Source organism: Ralstonia sp. 22086 (assembly GCF_052045975.1).
Lineage (GTDB): Bacteria > Pseudomonadota > Gammaproteobacteria > Burkholderiales > Burkholderiaceae > Ralstonia > Ralstonia wenshanensis.
The window spans coordinates 256,567-277,509 of sequence record NZ_JBQEPZ010000001.1; the positions used below are offsets into that span (position 1 = coordinate 256,567).

Annotated in this window: 17 protein-coding genes; 11 read left to right on the forward strand and 6 right to left on the reverse strand. The window is 63.3% G+C overall.

The features are described 5' to 3' along the window. Positions 1 to 21 precede the first annotated feature (21 nt). Complete coding sequence (locus ACTJK6_RS01230; protein WP_440838169.1) at positions 22 to 891, reverse strand: outer membrane protein assembly factor BamD; 870 nt, start codon at positions 889 to 891, stop codon at positions 22 to 24. Between the two features lie 15 nt (positions 892 to 906). Between ACTJK6_RS01230 and ACTJK6_RS01235 the strand changes: the two genes are divergently transcribed. Continuing rightward, on the forward strand, positions 907 to 2,019 hold the full coding sequence (locus tag ACTJK6_RS01235) for an RluA family pseudouridine synthase (protein ID WP_343618219.1): 1,113 nt from the start codon (positions 907 to 909) through the stop codon (positions 2,017 to 2,019). Further along, positions 2,003 to 2,812, forward strand: a complete 810-nt coding sequence (gene pgeF / locus ACTJK6_RS01240) for a peptidoglycan editing factor PgeF (protein WP_440838170.1) — start codon at positions 2,003 to 2,005, stop codon at positions 2,810 to 2,812. The genes ACTJK6_RS01235 and pgeF overlap by 17 nt, the downstream gene beginning before the upstream one ends. A gap of 4 nt (positions 2,813 to 2,816) precedes the next feature. Here the strand turns inward: pgeF and ACTJK6_RS01245 are convergent, their stop codons facing one another. After that, the gene (locus tag ACTJK6_RS01245; protein ID WP_440838171.1) at positions 2,817 to 3,053 is read right to left on the reverse strand and encodes a hypothetical protein; all 237 of its coding nucleotides are present in this window, start codon (positions 3,051 to 3,053) and stop codon (positions 2,817 to 2,819) included. Between the two features lie 270 nt (positions 3,054 to 3,323). Here ACTJK6_RS01245 and phaC point away from each other — a divergent pair, with 270 nt between their 5' ends. From phaC to ACTJK6_RS01290, 9 genes are all read left to right on the forward strand, one after another. Then, a complete protein-coding gene (gene phaC / locus ACTJK6_RS01250; RefSeq protein WP_440838172.1) occupies positions 3,324 to 5,117 on the forward strand; it encodes a class I poly(R)-hydroxyalkanoic acid synthase in 1,794 nt (597 codons plus the stop codon). An 89-nt stretch (positions 5,118 to 5,206) separates the two neighbouring features. Then, the gene (locus ACTJK6_RS01255; RefSeq protein WP_232042917.1) at positions 5,207 to 6,388 is read left to right on the forward strand and encodes an acetyl-CoA C-acetyltransferase; all 1,182 of its coding nucleotides are present in this window, start codon (positions 5,207 to 5,209) and stop codon (positions 6,386 to 6,388) included. Between the two features lie 122 nt (positions 6,389 to 6,510). Continuing rightward, positions 6,511 to 7,251, forward strand: a complete 741-nt coding sequence (locus ACTJK6_RS01260) for a 3-ketoacyl-ACP reductase (protein ID WP_124382283.1) — start codon at positions 6,511 to 6,513, stop codon at positions 7,249 to 7,251. A gap of 408 nt (positions 7,252 to 7,659) precedes the next feature. Beyond that, positions 7,660 to 8,214, forward strand: a complete 555-nt coding sequence (gene phaR, locus ACTJK6_RS01265) for a polyhydroxyalkanoate synthesis repressor PhaR (protein WP_024975563.1) — start codon at positions 7,660 to 7,662, stop codon at positions 8,212 to 8,214. Positions 8,215 to 8,412: 198 nt separating this feature from the next. After that, positions 8,413 to 9,393, forward strand: a complete 981-nt coding sequence (locus ACTJK6_RS01270) for a tRNA dihydrouridine synthase (protein ID WP_322016773.1) — start codon at positions 8,413 to 8,415, stop codon at positions 9,391 to 9,393. 66 nt (positions 9,394 to 9,459) lie between these two features. Then, positions 9,460 to 10,821, forward strand: a complete 1,362-nt coding sequence (gene rimO, locus ACTJK6_RS01275; RefSeq protein ID WP_009240757.1) for a 30S ribosomal protein S12 methylthiotransferase RimO — start codon at positions 9,460 to 9,462, stop codon at positions 10,819 to 10,821. Between the two features lie 87 nt (positions 10,822 to 10,908). After that, positions 10,909 to 12,093: a beta-ketothiolase BktB gene (gene bktB / locus ACTJK6_RS01280; protein WP_316871206.1), complete on the forward strand. Its 1,185-nt coding sequence runs from the start codon at positions 10,909 to 10,911 to the stop codon at positions 12,091 to 12,093. Further along, positions 12,068 to 12,811, forward strand: a complete 744-nt coding sequence (locus ACTJK6_RS01285) for a hypothetical protein (protein WP_440838173.1) — start codon at positions 12,068 to 12,070, stop codon at positions 12,809 to 12,811. The genes bktB and ACTJK6_RS01285 overlap by 26 nt, the downstream gene beginning before the upstream one ends. 41 nt (positions 12,812 to 12,852) lie before the next feature. Continuing rightward, entirely contained in the window at positions 12,853 to 14,064 is a 1,212-nt protein-coding gene (locus ACTJK6_RS01290) for a cystathionine beta-lyase (protein ID WP_433867527.1), read from the forward strand. Positions 14,065 to 14,138: 74 nt separating this feature from the next. On the opposite strand, the gene ACTJK6_RS01295 is transcribed toward ACTJK6_RS01290, so the two are convergent. The 4 genes from ACTJK6_RS01295 to mfd form a co-directional block, all read right to left on the reverse strand. After that, complete coding sequence (locus ACTJK6_RS01295; protein WP_440838174.1) at positions 14,139 to 15,200, reverse strand: PDDEXK nuclease domain-containing protein; 1,062 nt, start codon at positions 15,198 to 15,200, stop codon at positions 14,139 to 14,141. A gap of 6 nt (positions 15,201 to 15,206) precedes the next feature. Next, on the reverse strand, positions 15,207 to 16,064 hold the full coding sequence (gene serB / locus ACTJK6_RS01300; RefSeq protein ID WP_260802398.1) for a phosphoserine phosphatase SerB: 858 nt from the start codon (positions 16,062 to 16,064) through the stop codon (positions 15,207 to 15,209). 114 nt (positions 16,065 to 16,178) lie between these two features. After that, positions 16,179 to 17,372, reverse strand: coding sequence for an acetylornithine deacetylase (gene argE / locus ACTJK6_RS01305; protein WP_433867523.1), 1,194 nt, complete (start codon positions 17,370 to 17,372; stop codon positions 16,179 to 16,181). A 37-nt stretch (positions 17,373 to 17,409) separates the two neighbouring features. After that, a complete protein-coding gene (mfd, locus tag ACTJK6_RS01310) occupies positions 17,410 to 20,841 on the reverse strand; it encodes a transcription-repair coupling factor (protein WP_440838175.1) in 3,432 nt (1,143 codons plus the stop codon). Between the last annotated feature and the right edge of the window lie 102 nt (positions 20,842 to 20,943).

A 20,943-nucleotide genomic window follows, 5' to 3' on the forward strand; every position in this document is an offset into this window, starting at 1 on the left:
GCTGTGCTATTCAAGCCTTGTTTACCACCACTGGTACCAGGGCTTGTCTTTCTTGCGCTGGCCGTGGGCGAGGAAGTCGCTCTTCGGGTAGTTCTGCTTGATGATGCGCTCGGTGTCGTCGCGCATGTCTTTCATGCCCAGCGCCTCGTACGACTTCATCATGATGTACAGCGCTTCTTCCACAGCGGGGGCGCGGTCGTAATCCTTGATGGCGTCTTGCGCGCGGTTCACGGCCGCGAGGTACGCCCCACGGCGATAGTAGTAGCGCGCGGCGCCCACTTCATGCTCGGCCATCGCGTTCACGATGTACTGCATGCGTTGCGTGGCGTCCGGCGTGTACTTGCTGTTCGGGAAACGCGTGATCAGCGTCTTGAACGCGTCATAGGCAGCGCGCGCGGCCTTCGGGTCGCGCTCGCTCAAGTCCTGGTTCGAGAAGCGGCCGAGCCAGCCCAGGTTGTCGTTGAAGTTGATCAGGCCCTTGAGGTAATAGGCGTAATCGACGCTGGGATGATTTGGGTGCAACTGGATGAAGCGATCCACCGCGGCCAGCGCGGCAGCCGTCTCGCCATCCTTGTAGTTGGCGTAGGCGGTTTCGATCTGGGCTTGTTGGGCGTACGGGCCGAATGGATAGCGGCTTTCGAGCTTTTCGTAGTACTTGACCGCCTTGGCGTAGTCGCCGCCGTCGAGCGAGTCCTTCGCTTCCGAATATAATTTGTTGGCTGACCAGCCGGCAGTTTCGTCTTGCTGTTCCGGCAGGATGCCGCAGGCCGAGATAGCCAAGCATGCAACGCCTGCCACCAACACTGCTCCGATTTGTGCGCGGATCCGACTGCCGATTCGGCTGCCGATTCGATTACCAATACGCGCCTGCTTTACGCTCGTGACCGACATGGGCACCTTTTCTGAATGAAAAATCGCATCAAGCATTATAGCCCAAGCCCTGTGTCAGACGACGCAGCAGCTGACGTTTCCCTCACTGTGCAGGAGACGGAAGACGCCCTCGATGATGAGGCGCTCGATTTGCCTACGGCCGGTGCGGCCCAGGCCGCCGAGCCGATCATCGTGGAGATCCCTGAAGCCATGCACGGCGAGCGCCTGGACAAGGCGCTTGCCAAGCTGCTGCCCGACTATTCGCGCAGCCGTCTCCAGCAATGGATTGATGCCGGGGCGGTGCGCCTGCATGGTGAGGTGGTGCGCCCGCGTGCGGCCATCTCCGGCGGTGACCGCATCGAAGTCGTCCCGCAACGCGCGGCCGACGAAAACGCCTTCGTTGCCGAGCCTATCGATCTGGATGTGGTGTACGAAGACGACACGCTGCTCGTCATCAACAAGCCGGCCGGGCTGGTGGTGCATCCCGCTGCTGGCAACTGGAGCGGCACGGTGCTCAACGGCCTGTTGCACCGCTATCCCGACGCCGCGGAGTTGCCACGTGCCGGCATCGTCCACCGCCTCGACAAGGACACGTCCGGCCTGATGGTGGTCGCCCGTACGCTGCCAGCGCAAACCGATCTCGTGCGCCAACTGCAGGCACGTACCGTCAAGCGTACTTATCTCGCGCTCGTGTGGGGCGAAACGCCGGAAGAGGCCACCATTGACGCCCCGATCGGCCGTGACCCGCGTGACCGCACGCGCATGGCCATCATCGAGACGGCCAGCGGCAAGCCGGCGCGCACGCATTTCAAGACGCTGGACGTTGTAGACCTCGGCCGAGCGCAGGTATCGCTGGTGCGCTGTCAGCTCGAGACTGGCCGTACACACCAGATCCGTGTGCATTTTGAATCGGAGGGGCATCCGCTGCTTGGTGATCCGGTGTACACGCGCAATTTCCGTCGTGGCCAGCCACAGACGATCAAGGCGCCGCTGCCGGTGCCCTTTACGCGGCAGGCGCTGCACGCGGTGCGCCTGGGGCTCGTGCATCCCGCCTCGGGCAAGTCGGTGCATTGGGAGGCAGGTGTACCCGACGATTTCGCCGCTCTGCTGGAAGCCCTCGACCTGGATCCCGATGCCGACATCAACTGACTGGATCGTTCCCGACTGGCCCGCGCATCCGCGTGTCAAAGCGCTTGCCACGACTCGCCTGGGTGGTGTCAGCACGGGGCCTTACGGATTGGCCGGTGGTTTGCCCGGTGGGCTGAACCTTGGTCAGCACGTCGGTGATGCGCCGGAAGCCGTTGAACAGAACCGCCGCATCCTGCGTGCAGCGCTGCCGGCTGAGCCGACGTGGATGGAACAGGTGCATGGCACCGGTGTCGCTGATCTTGATCAACTTGTCGGTACGTCGGCGCCTGTAGTGGCCGATGCTGCGGTGGCATCCTGGCGGGATCGGGTCTGCGTGGTCATGACGGCAGATTGCCTGCCTGTCTTGCTGAGTGACGCTCGCGGCGTCACGGTGGGTGCTGCGCATGCGGGCTGGCGTGGACTATGCGGCGGCGTGATCGAGCGCACGCTGGATGCGATGACGCAACGATTGCGCGCCAGCGGCCAGGAAGCCGATCCAACGTGGTTGGCATGGCTGGGGCCGGCCATCGGGCCGACATGCTTTGAAGTGGGTGCCGAGGTGCGCCAGGCCTTCATCGAGGCGGCCCAGCCCGGCGAATTACCGGCCACCCAGGCGGCCTTCGTGGAAGGCGCATCCGCCGACAAGTTCTTCGCTGACCTGTATGCGCTGGCCCGGCTGCGGCTGGCCCGCGTCGGCTGTACTGACGTGTACGGCGGCGGCCTGTGCACGATGACAGACGCCAAACGGTTCTATTCGTACCGCCGGGAGCGCACCACGGGCCGCATGGCCACGCTGATCTGGCGCGCAGAGTGAGCGTTCAGACGGCGCCATCGCCTGCATCGCTGCTCAGTGTGGGGGCGGTGTCCGCCTGGTCCTGCGCGGCTTCCTGAGCCTTGCGGCGGCGCCTGCGTGCCGGCGTGCCGACAATCCAGAGGAAGAGCGATAGCGGTGCCACGCCGTAGAAGACAAATGTGCCGATGCCGGCAATCCAAGATTGCTCAGTCAAGGACATCATCAGCACGACGTAGAGCCAGGCGATGGCGACGATATACATGGGAAAAAGCGGTGCCCGGCATTGGCGCAATGCGGCAGTCTCGCACGAAATTGCGCAAATTGGACCATAGCCCCGGTTCTGCGCTTAACCATTTGGTCGGAGCCGTTTTCGGTGAATGTGGCAAAACCCGCGCTGGCTCTACGTTTCCGGCCGATCATTAACTAACTCCGATTGACAGCCTTGAAACGGCAAGGCAACAATGCCCCGCAATACTACGAGTTGCGCCGCCGTTCCAACCGGAGCGGCGCATATCGTCGGATCGAGGGCACTATGGCATCGCGTCAATCGACATCATCCAAAGCATCTAGCGCCCACACTCAAGCTCCCTGGCAGGGCTTGTCGGACCCTACGCAGTGGGCAGAGCAGTTCAAGCAATGGCAAGCCTTTGCGGGCACCTTTGCACAACCCGGTGCGGCGGCGCCTGGTCTTGGCCAGTTCAACGGCGCAGCGATGGGCGAAGGCGCGGCTCCTTTCGCGCTGATCCCGCACGAGCGCCTGGCCGAAATCCAACAGAAATATCTCGACGAGTGGCTCCAGATCTGGCGCCACATGAGCACCGGCGAAAGCGCCGAGGCCGTGGCGCCGTCTGATCGCCGTTTCTCGAACGACGCCTGGCGCAAGAGCCCGCTCTACGGCTACGCCGCTGCGTTCTACGTGCTCAACGCCCGCACGCTGATGGAAATGGCGGACGCCGTGCAAGCGGACGCCAAGACCCGCGAGCGCGTGCGTTTTGCCGTATCGCAATGGACGGCCGCCATGTCGCCGTCCAACTTCCTTGCGACCAACCCAGAGGCACAGAAGCATCTGATTGAATCGCGTGGCGAATCCCTGCGCACCGGCATCCTGAACATGCTGCAGGACATGGAGCGCGGCAAGATCTCGCAGACGGACGAAACGGCATTCGAGATCGGCCGCAATGTCGCCAACAGCGAAGGCGCCGTCGTCTTCGAGAACGACTATTTCCAGCTCATCCAGTACAAGCCGCTGACGGCCAAGGTGCATGCGCGCCCGCTGCTGCTGGTGCCGCCGTGCATCAACAAGTTCTACATCCTGGATCTGCAGCCGGCCAATTCGCTCGTGCGCTATGCGGTGGAGCAGGGCAATACCGTGTTTCTGGTGTCCTGGCGCAATCCGGACGCGAGCATGGCTTCCCGCACGTGGGACGACTACATCGAAGGCGGCGCGATCGAGGCCATTCGTGTCGCACGCGAGATTTCTGCGCAGGACCAGATCAACGTGCTGGGCTTCTGCGTGGGCGGGACGATCCTTTCCACTGCCTTGGCGGTACTGGCGGAGCGCGGCGAGCATCCGGCCGCAAGCCTGACGCTGCTGACCACGCTGCTCGACTTTACGGACACCGGCATTCTCGACGTGTTCGTCGACCAGGCTCAGGTGGAAATGCGGGAGAAGACCATCGGCAGCAATGCGCCGACCGGCCCGGGACTGCTGCGTGGCGTGGAGCTGGCAAACACGTTCTCGTTTCTTCGACCGAACGACCTGGTCTGGAACTACGTTGTCGAGAATTATTTGAAGGGCAAGACGCCCGCCCCGTTCGACCTGCTGTATTGGAATGGCGACTCGACCAATCTTCCAGGCCCGTGGTACTGCTGGTACCTGCGCCATACGTATCTGCAGAACGACCTCAAAACGCCGGGCAAGCTGAAGGTGAACGGGACGCCGGTGGATCTGGGCAAGATCGACGTGCCGGTCTACATCTACGGCTCGCGTGAAGACCACATCGTCCCGTGGAAGTCCGCTTATGGCTCGGTGCCGCTGCTCAAGGGCAAGCGGCGTTTCGTGCTCGGTGCCTCGGGACATATCGCAGGCGTGATCAACCCGCCCGCGGCCAATAAGCGTTCGCACTGGATCAATGCCAAGCTGCCCGAGTCCGCCGACGCGTGGCTGGAGGGTGCCAAGGAGCATCCGGGCAGCTGGTGGCCGGATTGGTCTACCTGGCTGGCATCGCACGCAGGCGCGCAGAAGGCCGCACCCAAGAGCTACGGCAATGCGGACTACCCGGCCATCGAGCCGGCGCCTGGCCGCTACGTCAAACAGAAAGCGTAAGATCGCGCGCATGAATCCCCGTTGCCGTCGCGGCTTCGGCCGCTGACGGTGTCCAACGACCCTCTCTTTCGACAGTGGAAGGTAAGCAAATGACCGATGTTGTGATCGTATCGGCGGTACGCACCGCCGTGGGCAAGTTTGGTGGCTCGCTGGCGAAGATCGCTGCGCCTGAGCTTGGCGCAACCGTGATCCGCGAAGCTCTGGCGCGCGCCAAGGTGGCGCCGGACCAAGTGAGCGAAGTCATCATGGGCCAGGTGCTGACTGCCGGCTCGGGCCAGAACCCGGCGCGCCAGGCTGTCATCAAGGCGGGGCTGCCGAACATGGTGCCCGGCCTGACCATCAACAAGGTGTGCGGCTCGGGCCTGAAAGCCGTGATGCTGGCCGCCAACGCCATCATGGCGGGCGATGCCGAGATCGTCGTGGCCGGCGGCCAGGAAAACATGTCCGCCGCGCCGCACGTGCTGCCGGGCTCGCGCGATGGTTTTCGCATGGGCGATGCCAAGCTGATCGATTCGATGATTGTGGATGGGCTGTGGGACGTCTACAACCAGTACCACATGGGCATCACGGCCGAGAACGTCGCCAAGGAATACGGCATCACGCGTGAAGCGCAGGACGAGTTTGCCGTGGCTTCGCAGAACAAGGCGGAAGCCGCGCAAAAGTCGGGCCGCTTCAATGATGAAATCGTTCCGATCCTGATCCCGCAGCGCAAGGGCGATCCGATTGCCTTCGCACAGGATGAGTTCGTTCGCCATGGCGCCACGCTCGAATCGATGGCCGGGCTGAAGCCTGCTTTCGACAAGGCCGGCACGGTGACGGCGGCCAACGCCTCGGGCTTGAACGATGGTGCCGCCGCTGTCGTGGTGATGTCGGCTGCCAAGGCCAAGGAACTGGGTCTGACGCCGCTGGCTACTATCCGTGCATACGCGAGCGCCGGCCTGGACCCGAAGGTCATGGGCATGGGGCCGGTACCGGCATCGAAACGTTGCCTGTCGCGTGCCGGCTGGTCTGTGGGCGATCTGGACCTGATGGAGATCAACGAGGCGTTTGCCGCTCAGGCGCTGGCCGTGCATCAGCAGATGGGCTGGGATACGTCCAAGGTCAACGTCAATGGTGGTGCGATTGCGATCGGTCACCCGATCGGCGCGTCGGGCTGCCGCATCCTGGTCACGCTGCTGCACGAAATGCAGAAGCGCGATGCGAAGAAGGGCCTGGCCTCGCTGTGTATCGGCGGCGGCATGGGCGTGGCGCTGGCGGTTGAGCGTCCGTAAGTTTTTTGCAGTGGGATTGGCGTGGGGTGGAACGAATACCGCACACGCCAATCCGAGACACCTGAGCATCCGCTGCCGGGCAAGAGGCCAGGCAGTTCTAACAACAAGGACTAGGAGTGGACATGACCAAACGCATTGCATACGTCACCGGTGGCATGGGCGGTATCGGAACGGCGATTTGCCAGCGCTTGGCGCGCGACGGTTTCACCGTTGTCGCGGGCTGCGGCCCGAACTCGCCGCGCAAGGCGAAATGGCTCGAACAACAAAAGGCGCTGGGGTTCGATTTCGTGCCGTCCGAGGGCAACGTCGGTGATTGGGAGTCGACCAAGGCCGCGTTTGACAAGGTGAAGGCCGAAGTGGGCGAGGTGGATGTCCTGATCAACAACGCCGGTATCACGCGCGACGTGGTGTTTCGCAAGATGACCCGCGCCGACTGGGATGCGGTGATCGATACCAACCTGACGTCGTTGTTCAACGTGACCAAGCAGGTCATCGACGGCATGGCGGATCGCGGCTGGGGCCGCATCATCAACATCTCGTCGGTGAATGGCCAGAAAGGTCAGTTTGGCCAGACCAACTACTCGACGGCCAAGGCTGGCTTGCATGGCTTCACGATGGCGCTGGCGCAGGAAGTCGCTACCAAGGGCGTCACGGTCAACACGGTGTCGCCGGGCTATATCGCCACCGACATGGTGAAAGCGATTCGTCAGGATGTGCTCGACAAGATCGTCGGCACGATCCCGGTCAAGCGCCTGGGCGAGCCGACCGAGATTGCGTCGATCTGCGCATGGTTGGCGTCTGAAGAGTCTGGCTTCTCCACCGGCGCGGACTTCTCCCTCAACGGCGGCCTGCACATGGGCTGACGCTCCCACGCCCATGCTGCGGCGATGCTGCAGCATGGGTGCAGCAATTTTCCCCCCTTGCTTTGCCCTGCATGCTGCGATGCTCGATTGCATTGCAGCAGGCCTGTTGCCGCCTTTCCAGACAACTGCCCGTGTGCATGAGCCGCATCAAAATGCTGCGGGTTTTTACCGGGGGAGGTCGCCTTTTCTTTGCAGGGCGATCCGCATAGAATCCAATCACGGAGGCGCTCCGCAGGGAGACACGGGGCGTCCGATCATAACCGGATGCATCTGCGCTGCTATTGAATGCAGCATTCGCGCGCAGATCGGAATAGCCGGGCAACCGCGTAATTTGCTGCATCGCTCGGTGCAGTCATTTCGCACTGCATCGGCTGCACCGCAGCAGCATCGCCAACACGGAAAGGCACGATGGCCACCAGCAAGAAGGGCACCGAACGGCTGATCAAGAAATATCCCAACCGCCGGCTGTACGATACCCAAACCAGCACATACATCACGCTCGCAGACGTCAAGCAACTCGTGATGGAAACCGAAGAGTTTCGCGTCGTCGATGCGAAATCCGGTGAAGACCTGACCCGCAGCATCCTGCTGCAGATCATCCTCGAAGAGGAAACCGGCGGCGTGCCGATGTTCTCCGGCGCGATGCTCGCTCAGATCATCCGTTTCTATGGCAACGCCATGCAGGGCATGATGGGCACGTACCTGGAAAAGAACATCCAGGCGTTTGTCGACATCCAGAGCAAGCTGGCTGAAAACTCAAAGGATCTGTACAGCGGCAACTCCTTCAACCCTGACATGTGGTCGCAGTTCATGAACATGCAGGGGCCGATGATGCAAGGGATGATGAGCAACTACATCGAACAGAGCAAAAACCTGTTCGTGCAGATGCAGGAACAAATGCAGAGTCAAGCCAAGAACATGTTCGGGACCTTCCCGTTCAATCAGCCGCCCGAGAAGAAGTAAGTTCGGCGGGCTGGCAAAACAAGGCGAATCGCAGGGCGGTTCGCCTTTTTTGTTAGGCGAACGCCGTAGAGGACGGCAAGGTAAAATGCCGGTCTTTCAGGTGAGGTGGACGCCTCACCGACGATCACGTTTCCCGCTCCCGTCTCCCATGTTTGATGTTCGCTTCCGGCCCATGCGCCGGCCGTCCTCCCTTTTCGCATGAGCCGTCTTTTGCTTGCCCCAATGGAGGGGGTCGCGGATTACGTCATGCGAGACGTGCTGACCCGGGCCGGTGGCTACGACGGATGCGTTTCGGAGTTCGTCCGGGTGACGGGCTCGCTGCTGCCAGCGCGCACATACGAACGTGAGACGCCCGAGATCCGCAACGGCGGCTATACGGCTAGCGGTACGCCGATGACCATCCAGCTCCTCGGCAGCGATCCGGAATGGCTGGCCCGCAATGCAGCGTACGCGGCAACCCTCACGCCGCATGGCATCGACCTCAACTTCGGCTGCCCGGCCAAGGTCGTGAACCGGCACGGCGGCGGCGCCATGCTGCTCGCTACGCCGGAAGTGCTGTACGACATCGTCCACGCCGTGCGGGCCGCGGTGCCGGCCAATATTTCGGTGACGGCCAAGATGCGGCTCGGCGTTTCCGATACGTCCCGCGCGATTGACTGTGCAACGGCGCTGGCGGAAGGCGGTGCCGAATCGCTCGTCGTGCATGCCCGCACGCGTGACCACGGCTACCGTCCGCCCGCTCACTGGGACTGGATCGCGCGCATCGCCGATGCCGTGAGCATCCCCGTCACCGCCAACGGCGAAGTCTGGACCGTGGCCGATTGGGAGCGCTGCCGGGCCGTCAGTGGCTGTAGTGACGTGATGATTGGGCGTGGCGCCGTGTCTGATCCGTTCCTGGCCCAGCGCATTCGCGGGCAGATGAACGAGGCGCCGTCCGCGGCGGAATGGCCGGTTGTGCTGGGCTATCTCGCCGATTATCTGAAGAAGCTGCATGCGCGCATCTCGGCCAAGCATGAGCATGGCCGCGTCAAACTGTGGCTGAGCTATCTGAAGCGGACGTGGCCCCAGGCTGCGGAGTTGCACGATGCCATTCGCAGGCTGCAGGACGCGCTGGAAATCGAGCGCGTGATTGAACAGATGCAGCTTCGGCTTGGTCGCCCAAACGCGGCGAACGGTTAAAATACGCAACCGCGCGGCACACCCCACGTGCGCAGCGCAAATCCTCTCCCACATCAGGTTGTTCCCATGTCCGACGTCAGTACCCAGAGCCCCAAGGTGGGGTTCGTCAGTCTCGGTTGTCCCAAGGCCTTGGTCGATTCCGAGCAGATCATCACCCAACTGCGCGCGGAGGGGTATGAGATCTCCGGCACGTACGGCGGGGCGGACCTGGTGGTTGTCAACACCTGCGGCTTCATCGACGAGGCTGTGCAGGAGAGCCTGGATGCGATTGGCGAGGCGCTGGCCGAGAACGGCAAGGTGATCGTCACCGGCTGCCTGGGCGCCAAGAAGGACGCCGCGGGCCAGGACATCATCACCAGCGTGCACCCGAAGGTGCTGGCTGTGACGGGCCCTCACGCGCTGGGCGAGGTGATGGAAGCGGTGCACACGCACCTGCCCAAGCCGCACGACCCGTTCATCGATCTGGTGCCGCCGCAGGGCATCAAGCTCACGCCCAAGCACTACGCGTATCTGAAGATTTCCGAGGGCTGCAACCACCGTTGCAGCTTCTGCATCATCCCGTCGATGCGCGGTGATCTCGTCTCGCGCCCGGTGGCCGAAGTGATGCTGGAGGCGGAAAACCTGCTGAAGGCCGGCGTCAAGGAGCTGCTCGTCATTTCGCAGGACACCAGCGCTTATGGCGTCGACGTCAAATTCCGCATGGGCTTCTGGAACGGCCGCCCGCTTAAAACGCGCATGACCGAGCTGGTCGGCGCGCTGGGCGAGCTGGCGTCGCAGTACGGTGCCTGGGTGCGCCTGCACTACGTCTATCCATACCCGAGCGTGGATGAGGTGATGCCGCTGATGGCCGAAGGCAAGGTCCTTCCGTATCTGGACGTGCCCCTGCAGCACGCTCACCCCGACGTGCTCAAGCGCATGAAGCGCCCCGCCAACGCCGAGAAGACGCTAGACCGCATCCGCGCCTGGCGCGAGGTGTGCCCGGAGCTGACCATCCGCAGCACATTCATCGCCGGCTTCCCCGGTGAAACGGAAGAAGAGTTCCAGACGCTGCTCGACTTCATCGCCGAAGCCGAGCTGGACCGCGTGGGCTGCTTCGCCTATTCGCCGGTCGAGGGTGCCACCGCCAACGACCTGCCGGGCGCATTGCCCGACGAGGTGCGCGAGGAGCGCCGCGCGCGCTTCATGGAAGTCGCCGAGCGCGTGTCCGCCCGCCGCCTGCAGCGCAAGGTGGGCAAGTCGCTGCGCGTGCTGGTGGATGAGGTGAATCAGGACGGTGGCATCGGCCGTTCGTCGGCGGATGCGCCGGAGATTGACGGCCTCGTCTATATCGCGCCGCCGTCGAAGCCGTACAAGCGCTACAAGGCGGGCGATTTCGTGTCGGTCAAAATTACCGGCGCCGATGGCCACGACCTCTGGGGCGAGGTCTGATCCCCTTAGGTAGTCGTACCTAAATTTTGCGAACGGTCGTGCGTTTATACTGGCCGCCATCCAATTTCGATGGCACAGGAGACAGCAATGGCACGTGAAGTGGTGGTGGTCAGCGGCGTTCGTACCGCAATCGGGACCTTTGGCGGCAGCCTGAAGGATGTGGCGCCGTGCGAGCTGGGTGCACTCGTCGTGCGAGAGGCACTGGCCCGCGCTGGCGTGAAGGGCGAAGAAGTCGGTCACGTGGTGTTTGGCCACGTGATCAACACCGAGCCGCGCGACATGTATCTCTCGCGCGTGGCCGCTGTGAACGGTGGTGTGTCGGCCGAAACGCCCGCATTCAACGTCAACCGTCTGTGCGGCTCGGGCCTGCAGGCTGTGGTGAGCGCGGCGCAGACCATCCTGCTCGGCGATGCCGATGTCGCAATCGCTGGCGGCGCCGAAAGCATGAGCCGTGCGCCGTACCTTGCGCCCGCGGCCCGCTGGGGTTCGCGCATGGGCGATGCCAAGATGGTCGACATGATGCTGGGCGCGCTGCACGACCCGTTCCACACGATCCATATGGGTGTGACGGCAGAAAACGTCGCCCGCGAATTCGGCATCAGCCGCGAGCAGCAGGACCAGACCGCGCTCGAATCCCACCAGCGCGCATCGCGTGCCATCCAGGCCGGGTACTTCAAGGATCAGATCGTTCCTGTGACGATCAAGTCACGCAAGGGCGATATCCAGTTCGATACCGATGAGCACGTCCGCCACGACGCGACCATCGACGACATGACCAAGCTCAAGCCGGTCTTCGCGAAAGAGAACGGCACGGTCACGGCTGGCAATGCCTCGGGCCTGAACGATGCGGGCGCGGCACTGGTGCTGATGGAGCGTTCGGTGGCCGAGAAGCGCGGCCTGAAGCCGCTGGCACGCCTGGTGTCATACGGCCACGCTGGCGTGGATCCGAAGATCATGGGCATCGGCCCGGTGCCGGCCACGCGCAAGGCGCTGGAGCGCGCTGGCCTGTCGGTCAAGGATCTCGATGTAATCGAAGCCAACGAGGCGTTCGCCGCCCAGGCCTGCGCGGTGACGAAGGAACTCGGTCTGGACCCAGCCAAGGTCAATCCGAACGGCTCGGGCATTTCGCTTGGCCACCCGATCGGCGCAACGGGTGCGCTCATCACGGTCAAGGCGTTGCACGAGCTGCAACGTATCGGCGGTCGCTACGCGCTGGTGACCATGTGTATTGGTGGAGGACAAGGCATTGCGGCGGTGTTCGAACGCATCTGAACGCATTTTCTCGATTGAACGCCTGATTCGGCCCGTCGGCGCGCTGCTCGCGCTGATGCTGGCCGTAGGCGTGGCGCCAGCGTCTGCCCAGACGCGGGCCGCCAACAACGGCTACGACGTGTCGACCGGCAGCGCCAACGTGCAGCCGGGTGACCTCGGCCTGAACCGCGCCATTGCCGATGGCGACAAGCGCCGCGCTCAGGCCAGGAAGGGCGACAACGGGTTCTCTGCACAGACTGCGCCGCCGCCTGTGCTGCAACCGCAACCCGACTACGCGAAATATCCCGTCTATACCGGTGCGATCGGCGACATGCCGATCCGCATGCGTCTTGGCCGCAAGACCGGTGAAATCGATAGCGTTCACGGCGAATACGTCGCTGGCAACGCGGCAGGCGTGCGCTTGGTGACCGGCGAATACGAAAACGGCGGCTTCCTCATGGAGGAGTCCGATGACGGTACGCACGTCACCGGCACTTGGGAAGGCGCCATCGACGGTCACGGCGTCGTGCGCGGCACGTGGACGGACGTCGGCCACGACGGCCATACGCTGCCGTTTGTGCTGCGGCCCGTCGCGGTGGTGGTGATTCCGCCATACGATGCCGCAGCCAACAGCAATGCCGCAGTGCCCGCAACGCCAATGACGCCGCTGGTGCCCGCTGCGCCGGGTCAGATTGCGCCACCGTCCAGCAATCCAACGCGATCAAGCGCGCACTGGTAAATGGCCGGCAATCGCTCATACGCCATCAAACAGGAAACCTCGTGAACGACGACACCAAGCTCCCGCCCATGTTTCCCGCGACCCAGGCTGTGCATCCGGAACTGCGGATTCCGCCGGGCTTCACGGCGTTCTCGCATGCCACGCATCGTGCGTCCACGGTGGTGTTCAAGAACCTCGCCGACATGCGCGCCTTCGGTAGCGGCAGCGTGGTGCACTGGCGCTACGGCCTGCATGCCACGCCGACCTCCGACACGCTGTGCCAAGCGCTGGCACAAATCGAGGGCGGTTCGCACGCGCTGCTGCTGCCCTCGGGACTGGCGGCGATTTCGCTGGTGTATTTCTCGCTGATCAAATCCGGCGACGACGTGCTGATTCCGGACAACGCCTACGGCCCGAACCGTGACCACGGCGAGTGGATGGCGCGCCAGTTCGGCATTACCGTGCGTTACTACGACCCGATGATCGGCGCCGGCATTGCCGACCTGATGCGCCACAACACGAAGCTCGTGTGGCTCGAAGCGCCCGGTTCGGTGACGATGGAAGTGCCCGACTGCACAGCCATCGCCGGGGTGGCGCGCAAGGCCGGCGCCATCACCGCCATCGACAATACCTGGAGCGGCGGCGTGTATTACCAGCCGTTCGAGCACGGCATCGACATCTCCGTACAGGCGCTGACCAAGTACCAATCGGGTGGCAGCGATGTGCTGATGGGCGCGGCTATCACCAACGATGAAGCGTTGCATCACAAGCTGCTTGCCACGCGCATGCGCATGGGCTGGGGTGTGTCCGCGGACGACTGCTACTTTGTGCTGCGCGGCCTGCCGAGCCTGCCGACGCGTCTGGCTGCGCACGACGCGCACGCCCGCGAAGTGGCCGAATGGTTGGCAGACCGACCCGAAGTCGTGCGCGTGCTGCACCCGGCGCTGCCCGATTGTCCGGGCCATGAAAACTGGAAGCGCGACTTTACCGGCGCAAGCGGGTTGTTCTCGATCGTGTTGCACGAACGCTATTCGCAGGCGCAGATCGATGCCTTTATCGAAGGCCTGCGCTACTTTGCGATCGGCTTTTCGTGGGGCGGGGCGCATAGCCTGGCGCTGCCATACAACATTCCGTCGATGCGTACGGCGACTGCCTGGCCGCCGGCCGATTGGGAGAACGCGGGCGGTTTCGTGCGGTTGTATATCGGTCTGGAAGACCCGCGTGATTTGATTGCGGATTTGAAGCAGGCGATGGAGACGCACCTGCGGGCTTGACCTTTCAAGCTTTGGCGGGCGGCGATGGCGGGGCGTGCGAGTCGATCGCGTCGCCCCGTTTTTAATGGCCGCGGCTACAGTGTTTCAAGCAGGCGCGCAATGATTTCAGGCGAAGGCAACTGGTCCTGCAACTCCTTCGGCAGGCTCTTGGTGATGGCGTAAGTCGCGACGCCAATCGGTTTTCTTGCATCGCGCAGAGCGTATTCGACGATGGTGCGCTTCTTTTCCTTGCACAGGATGATGCCGATGGACGGGTTCTCGTCGTCCTGGCGAACCTGCTCGTCGAGGGCTGCGAGGTAGAACTGCATCTTGCCGACAAACTCAGGTTCGAATTTACCGATTTTCAGTTCGATGGCGACCAGCGAGCGCAAGCGGCGGTGGAACAGCAGCAGATCGATGAAATACTCGTCGCCATCCACTTCAAGCCGGTACTGGCTACCCAGGAATGCGAACATGCCGCCCATTGCGCGCAGGAAATCTTCGATGCGGGTGATCAGTGCGCGCTCCAGCTCCCGTTCGCTATGCTGGTCTCCGAGCTCGAGAAAATCAAAGGCGTATTCGTCTTTTACCGCCAGCTTGGCTTGCGCGCGCAAGGTTGGCGTCAGCGCCTTGTCGAAATTGGTCTGGCCCAGCAGTGATTTTTCGTAGCTCTGGTTATCGATCTGATGGGCGAGAACGTTCTTTGACCAACCGAATTTGCGCGTCATGCGCAGGTAAAACTCGCGCTCTTGAGCGTCTTTGCAGCGCTCAAGGATAAGCAGGTTATGGCTCCAACCGATTTCTCGCACCAGAGGTGCGAGTTTTGTCGCGCCGCGGTAGGTTTCGAAGAAACCCTTCATCCGCCACAGGTTGGATGCTGAAAAACCGCCCGTGCCTGGAAAGCTCGCCTGCAGGTCTGCGGCGAGTTGCTGTACGACGGCTTTACCCCACCCTTCGGTTTGCTGCCGCGCCACGATCAGTTGTCCGATGTCCCAATACAGGCCCACCAGCTCTTTGTTGACCGCCCGTAAGGCCGCGTATTGCGCAGCGTGAATGCGCGCCCTGACCTCGGTGAGCAGGGCTGCGTAATCCCGCGCATCTACCGTTTCTCGCACCACCGGTGCGAGTTTTCTGCGGGCGGGTTGGCGAGTCGCCATCGTGGCTTACTGCTGCGGGAACAGATTCAACAGCCCATCCAGGCCGACAACATTGAACGCCACGTCGGCCTGCGCCTGCACGATGGGCTTGGCGCGGAACGCGACCGACAAACCGGCCACCCCCATCATCTTGAGATCGTTCGAGCCGTCGCCCATGGCGATGGCGTTGTGTGGCGATACGCCCAGATCCTCGCAAAACGCCTTGAGCGTCTGCGCCTTCACATCCGCATTGACGATCTCGCCGAGCACCCGTCCGGTGAGCTTACCGTCGACGATCTCCAGGGTGTTGGCGCGCGTGCGGTCAAGGCCCAGACGCTCTTGCAGGCGCGAGGTAAAGAACTCGAAGCCGCCTGATACCAGCAGCGTGCGGATGCCCAGTGCCTGCACGGCCTTGAGCATCTTTTCTGCGCCCAGGGAGAGCTGCAGGCGCTCGGCATAGACGCGCTCCAGCACGCTCGCATCCAGGCCCTTGAGCAGTTCGACGCGGCGCGTCAGGCTCTCGTTGAAATCCTTGATCTCGCCCCGCATCGACGCTTCGGTAATGGCGGCCACTTGCGGCTTGAGCCCGCAGAAATCCGCAATCTCGTCGATGCACTCAATCGTGATGAGCGTGGAATCCATGTCCATCGCCAGCACGCGAAAATCGCCGAACGTCCATTCGTCCGGAATCCACGCGTAGTCCATCTTCAAGTTGGCACAGATGGCATCAAGCTGGACGCGCAATTCGCTGGGTAGTTCGTGCACCCACTCGATAGCGGCAACGTTGGGGGCGCGCAGCTCGTAGGTGGCGCTGCCGAACAGGCTGCGGACGGATTCAATGTCGCCAGAGGACAGCGGCGACGGGCTTTGCAGGATGACGGGCATGGAGTGACAGGAGCGGGGGAGCGGGCAGTTCGACGCCGAAGGAAGCCCGCTATTGTAGCGAACGCCCCGGGCAGAACGCGCCCCACCAAAAGGTGAGGCGTTGCTGTGTAAGCATCAGGCGGACGCGGTTTCGACCATCAGGCTGCGCGCCACCTTGGCAAGGAAGCGGTCGCACGCGTCGAGCTGGGCGAGTTCGACATATTCGTTGGCCTTGTGCGCCTGTTCGATGTTGCCCGGGCCGCACAGCACGGCAGGAATGCCGGCGCGCTGGAAGAGCCCTGCTTCAGTGCCGTAGGCGACCTTACGTTTGTCGTTGTCTTCAGTCAGCACGCGCACAAGCTGTGTGATGGCGGCTTGCTCCGATGCGTCCAGCGAGGGCGCAGCGGCAATCTCGTCGAGTTCGATGCGGGCGTCCGGGTGTTCGCGCCGCATGGCGGGCTCGATGGTTTCGCGCACGTAATGCTCGACGCGCGCGCGGATGGCCGGCGCATCCACGCCCGGCAGGTTGCGGAATTCAAACACCAGCTCGCACAAGGCGGGAATCGTGTTCAGCGCGATACCGCCGTTGATGAGGCCCGTCGATGCCGTGGTGAAGGGCACGTCAAATGCATCGTCGAACGGGCCCTTGGCGCGGAATTCATCGGCCAGGTCGCGCACGAAACAGATGATGCGCGCGGCGTATTCGATGGCGTTGACACCCTGCGGCGTGAGCGACGAATGCGCGGCGCGGCCGTGCACGCGGCAGCGGTAGGCGTTGATGCCCTTGTGCGCGACGATGGGGCGCATGGAGGTGGGCTCGCCGACGATGCAGCCGGCGGGCTTGATGCCGCGGGCGATCAGGTCTTCGATCATGCGCGGGGCGCCCACGCAGCCGACTTCCTCGTCATATGACAGCGCGAGGTGCACAGGCTCCCGCAGCCGGGCCTGCAGCAGCGACGGCACCAGCGCCAGCGACGAAGCGATGAAGCCCTTCATGTCGCATGTGCCGCGTCCGTAGAGCTTGCCGTCGCGCACTTCCGGCGCAAACGGGTTGCTGTCCCATTTCTGGCCGTCCACAGGTACCACATCGGTATGGCCTGACAGCACGATGCCGCCTTGCACACTGCCGTCCGCTGCCGGGATCGTGGCGAACAGATTCGCCTTGTTGCCATCGTCGTTGTGCGAGAGGTGCGATTCAAGACCGACGCCGCGCAGGTAGTCGCGCACGGTTTCGATCAGCGCCAGGTTGGAGCCGCGGCTGGTGGTATCGAAGCTGACGAGCTTGTTCGTCCAGTCGAGGGTGGAGAACGGTGTGGGGGCGGTGCTCATGATGATGTCCTTGTTCTGATCGGCTGATGCTACCGGATCACGTCAATTGCCGCATGGCGTGGCGAATGGTCTGCGCCAGCGCGCCGAACTCGGCCGGAATGTTCTCGATACGCAAGCGATCCTGCCCCGCCAGCTTGATCTGCCGGTTCTTCTGCACGAGATCGATAATCTTGATGGCATCGACAGGCGGGTTCGGTATGAACTGCAGCGTGACGGCGTTCGTGCCCGTGTCGATCTTGCGGATGCCCAGCGGCGCGGCGGCAATGCGCAGCCGGTGCGTTTCGATGAGCGATTGCGCCTGCGGCGGCAGCTTTCCGAAACGGTCGATCAGCTCCTCCTGGATGTTGTCGATGGTCTCGCCGGTTTCGCAGTTGGCCAGGCGCTTGTACAGCGACAGGCGTTCTTGCACATCGCCGCAATAGTCTTGCGGCAGCAGCGCCGGCGTGCCGAGGTTGATCTCGGTCGTGGCCGCAAGCGGCGCCATCAGGTCGGGCTCCTTGCCGGCCTTGAGCGACTTCACCGCCTGGTTGAGCATGTCGGTGTAGAGCTGGAAGCCGATCTCGGAAATCTCGCCCGATTGCTTGTCGCCCAGCACCTCGCCGGCACCACGGATTTCCAGGTCGTGCATCGCCAGGTAGAAGCCCGCACCGAGTTCTTCCATCTGCTGAATGGCTTCAAGGCGGCGCTGTGCCTGCTTGGTCAGGCCGTCCACGTCGTGCACCAGCAGGTACGCATACGCCTGGTGGTGCGAGCGCCCGACGCGGCCACGCAACTGGTGCAACTGCGCCAGGCCGAACTTGTCAGCGCGGTGGATCAGGATCGTGTTGGCGGTCGGCACGTCGATGCCGGTCTCGATGATCGTCGTGCACAGCAGGATGTTGGCGCGCTGGGCCACGAAATCGCGCATCACGCGCTCCAGTTCGCGCTCGTGCATCTGGCCGTGGGCGACCACCACGCGCGCTTCCGGAATCAGCTCTTCCAGTTTGGCGCGCTTGTTCTCGATGGTTTCGACCTCGTTGTGCAGGAAGTAGACCTGCCCGCCGCGTTTCAACTCACGCAAGATGGCCTCGCGCAGCACGCCGTCTTCCTCGCGGCGCAGGAACGTCTTGATGGCCAGGCGCTTTTGCGGCGCCGTGGCGATCACCGAGAAATCGCGCAGGCCTTCCAGCGCCATGCCCAGCGTGCGCGGGATCGGTGTGGCGGTCAGCGTCAGCACGTCCACCTCGGCACGCAGCGTCTTGAGCGCCTCCTTCTGGCGCACGCCAAAGCGATGCTCCTCGTCGATGATGACGAGCCCCAGCCGGTCGAATTTCACGTCCGGCGAAAGCAGCTTGTGCGTACCGATCACGATGTCGATGGTGCCGGCGTTGATGGCGTCGATCGCGGCGTCGATCTCTTTCTTGTTCTTGAAACGCGAAATCTCGGCAATGCGCACCGGCCAGTCGGCAAAGCGGTCGACCAGCGTCTGGTAGTGTTGCTCGGCCAGTAGCGTGGTCGGCGCCAGGATGGCCACCTGCTTGCCGCCCATCACGGCAACAAATGCGGCACGCAGGGCGACTTCCGTCTTGCCAAAGCCGACGTCGCCGCAGACCAGGCGGTCCATCGGCTTGCCCGACGTCATGTCGGCGATCACCGCAGCAATGGCGGCGGCCTGGTCGGGCGTTTCTTCAAAGCCGAAGCTCTCGGCAAACGTAGCGTAGTCCTCGGGCGTGAGCGGGAACGCGAAGCCCTGGCGCAATGCGCGCCGCGCGTACAGGTTCAGGAGTTCAGCCGCCGTATCGCGAATCTGCTGCGCCGCCTTGCGCTTGGCCTTTTCCCATTGGCCGGAGCCCAGCGAATGCAGCGGCGCGGTTTCCGGATCGGCGCCCGAGTAGCGCGAGATCACATGCAACTGGTGCACCGGCACGTACAGCTTGCTGCCCTTGTCGTAGTCGAGGTGCAGGAATTCTTCCTCGCCGTTGCCCATGTCGATGGAGACCAGCCCCTGGTAGCGCCCGATGCCGTGTTCGCTGTGCACCACCGGATCACCGATCTTCAGCTCGGCCAGATCGCGCACCATCGAATCGACGGCGGTGGCCTGTTCCTGCTTGCGGCGACCGGCGCGGCGCACGGTCTGCGCGTACAGCTCGGTTTCGGTGATGAGCGCGATGCGTTCGTCGCCGAGGATGAACCCCTGGTACAGCGGTGCCACGCCCAGCACGAACTTGGCATCGCCGCGCATCAGATCGGCGAAGTCCGCGACGCCCTCGGGGTGCAGGCCGCTGGTGGCAAGCATTTGCGCAAGCGTCTCGCGGCGGCCCGCGGATTCGGCGCAGATCATCACACGGCAATTGCTGCGCATGAGGAACGATTCGAGATTGACGAGCGGGTCTTCCGCGCGGCGGTTGACGGCAACGTTCGGCAACGGCAGCGAAAGCGGTGCATCACCCGGCTCGGCGCGCAACACCAGGCGAGCGTGCGGCTTGGCCGCGACGAAGAACGCCTCTTCATCCAGATACAGCGCGGAAGGCTGCAGCAGCGGCCGCTCGCGGTCGTGGCGCATGAAGTTGTAGCGCTGCGTGGTGTCGGCCCAGAAGCGGCGCACCGCGCCTTCGATGTCGCCTACGAAGGCGAGATGCGTGGCGCCCGGCAGGTAGTCGAACAGCGTCGCGGTCTCTTCGAAGAACAGCGGCAGGTAATACTCGATGCCGGCACTCGGCACGCCGTTGCCGATGTCCTTGTAGATGGGCGAGCGCGTCGGGTCACCTTCGAACACCTCACGCCAGCGACCGCGGAAGGCCGTGCGCGAGGCTTCGTCCATCGGAAATTCGCGGCCCGGCAGCAGGCGGACTTCGTTGACCGGGTAGAGGCTGCGCTGCGTGTCGGGATCGAATGAGCGGATGGTCTCGATTTCGTCGCCAAACAGGTCGAGCCGATAGGGCAGCGGCGAGCCCATCGGGAATAAGTCGATGAGGCCGCCGCGCACGGAGTATTCGCCGGGGCGCATCACGGCGCTGACGTGCTCGTAGCCGGCCAGCGTGAACTGCGCTTTCAACGCCGCCTCGTCAAGCTTTTCGCCCTTCTTGAAGAAGAACGTGTAGGCCGCCAGGAACGATGGCGGCGCCACGCGTTGCAGCGCCGTGGAGGCAGGCACCAGCAGGATGTCGCATGCACCGTTCTGGAGGTCATGCAGCGTCGCCAGCCGCTCGGAGATCAAATCCTGGTGCGGCGAGAAATTGTCGTACGGCAGCGTTTCCCAGTCCGGCAGCAGCTTCACACGCGCCTGCGGGGCAAACCAGCGTAGCTCCTCGGCCAGGCGCTGAGCATCGACGGCATTGGCGCAGACCACCGCCAGCATCGGCACGGCGGCGCGATGCTGCTCCAGGTAGCGCGCCAGCAGTAGGGCATCTGCCGCGCCCTGCAGGCCGCTGAAGACGAAGCGCGAGCCCGGTTTGACGGCGGGCAGGGCGGAGAGCGAAAAATCGGACATGGGGTGTCAGGTTCTGGGGGGCACGACTGCAAGACAAAGCACGACACCCCACCGGCATGTGCAGGCGGGGTGTCGTGACGTAGGCCGCTATTATAAAATCCG

What these genes read in the sequence shown, in the direction of transcription:
- ACTJK6_RS01230 (WP_440838169.1), bottom strand. Translation starts at nt 891, where the DNA reads ATGTCGGTCACGAGCGTAAAGCAGGCGCGTATTGGTAATCGAATCGGC.
- ACTJK6_RS01235 (WP_343618219.1), top strand. Translation starts at nt 907, where the DNA reads ATGAAAAATCGCATCAAGCATTATAGCCCAAGCCCTGTGTCAGACGAC.
- pgeF (WP_440838170.1), top strand. Translation starts at nt 2,003, where the DNA reads ATGCCGACATCAACTGACTGGATCGTTCCCGACTGGCCCGCGCATCCG.
- ACTJK6_RS01245 (WP_440838171.1), bottom strand. Translation starts at nt 3,053, where the DNA reads ATGTATATCGTCGCCATCGCCTGGCTCTACGTCGTGCTGATGATGTCC.
- phaC (WP_440838172.1), top strand. Translation starts at nt 3,324, where the DNA reads ATGGCATCGCGTCAATCGACATCATCCAAAGCATCTAGCGCCCACACT.
- ACTJK6_RS01255 (WP_232042917.1), top strand. Translation starts at nt 5,207, where the DNA reads ATGACCGATGTTGTGATCGTATCGGCGGTACGCACCGCCGTGGGCAAG.
- ACTJK6_RS01260 (WP_124382283.1), top strand. Translation starts at nt 6,511, where the DNA reads ATGACCAAACGCATTGCATACGTCACCGGTGGCATGGGCGGTATCGGA.
- phaR (WP_024975563.1), top strand. Translation starts at nt 7,660, where the DNA reads ATGGCCACCAGCAAGAAGGGCACCGAACGGCTGATCAAGAAATATCCC.
- ACTJK6_RS01270 (WP_322016773.1), top strand. Translation starts at nt 8,413, where the DNA reads ATGAGCCGTCTTTTGCTTGCCCCAATGGAGGGGGTCGCGGATTACGTC.
- rimO (WP_009240757.1), top strand. Translation starts at nt 9,460, where the DNA reads ATGTCCGACGTCAGTACCCAGAGCCCCAAGGTGGGGTTCGTCAGTCTC.
- bktB (WP_316871206.1), top strand. Translation starts at nt 10,909, where the DNA reads ATGGCACGTGAAGTGGTGGTGGTCAGCGGCGTTCGTACCGCAATCGGG.
- ACTJK6_RS01295 (WP_440838174.1), bottom strand. Translation starts at nt 15,200, where the DNA reads ATGGCGACTCGCCAACCCGCCCGCAGAAAACTCGCACCGGTGGTGCGA.
- serB (WP_260802398.1), bottom strand. Translation starts at nt 16,064, where the DNA reads ATGCCCGTCATCCTGCAAAGCCCGTCGCCGCTGTCCTCTGGCGACATT.
- argE (WP_433867523.1), bottom strand. Translation starts at nt 17,372, where the DNA reads ATGAGCACCGCCCCCACACCGTTCTCCACCCTCGACTGGACGAACAAG.
- mfd (WP_440838175.1), bottom strand. Translation starts at nt 20,841, where the DNA reads ATGTCCGATTTTTCGCTCTCCGCCCTGCCCGCCGTCAAACCGGGCTCG.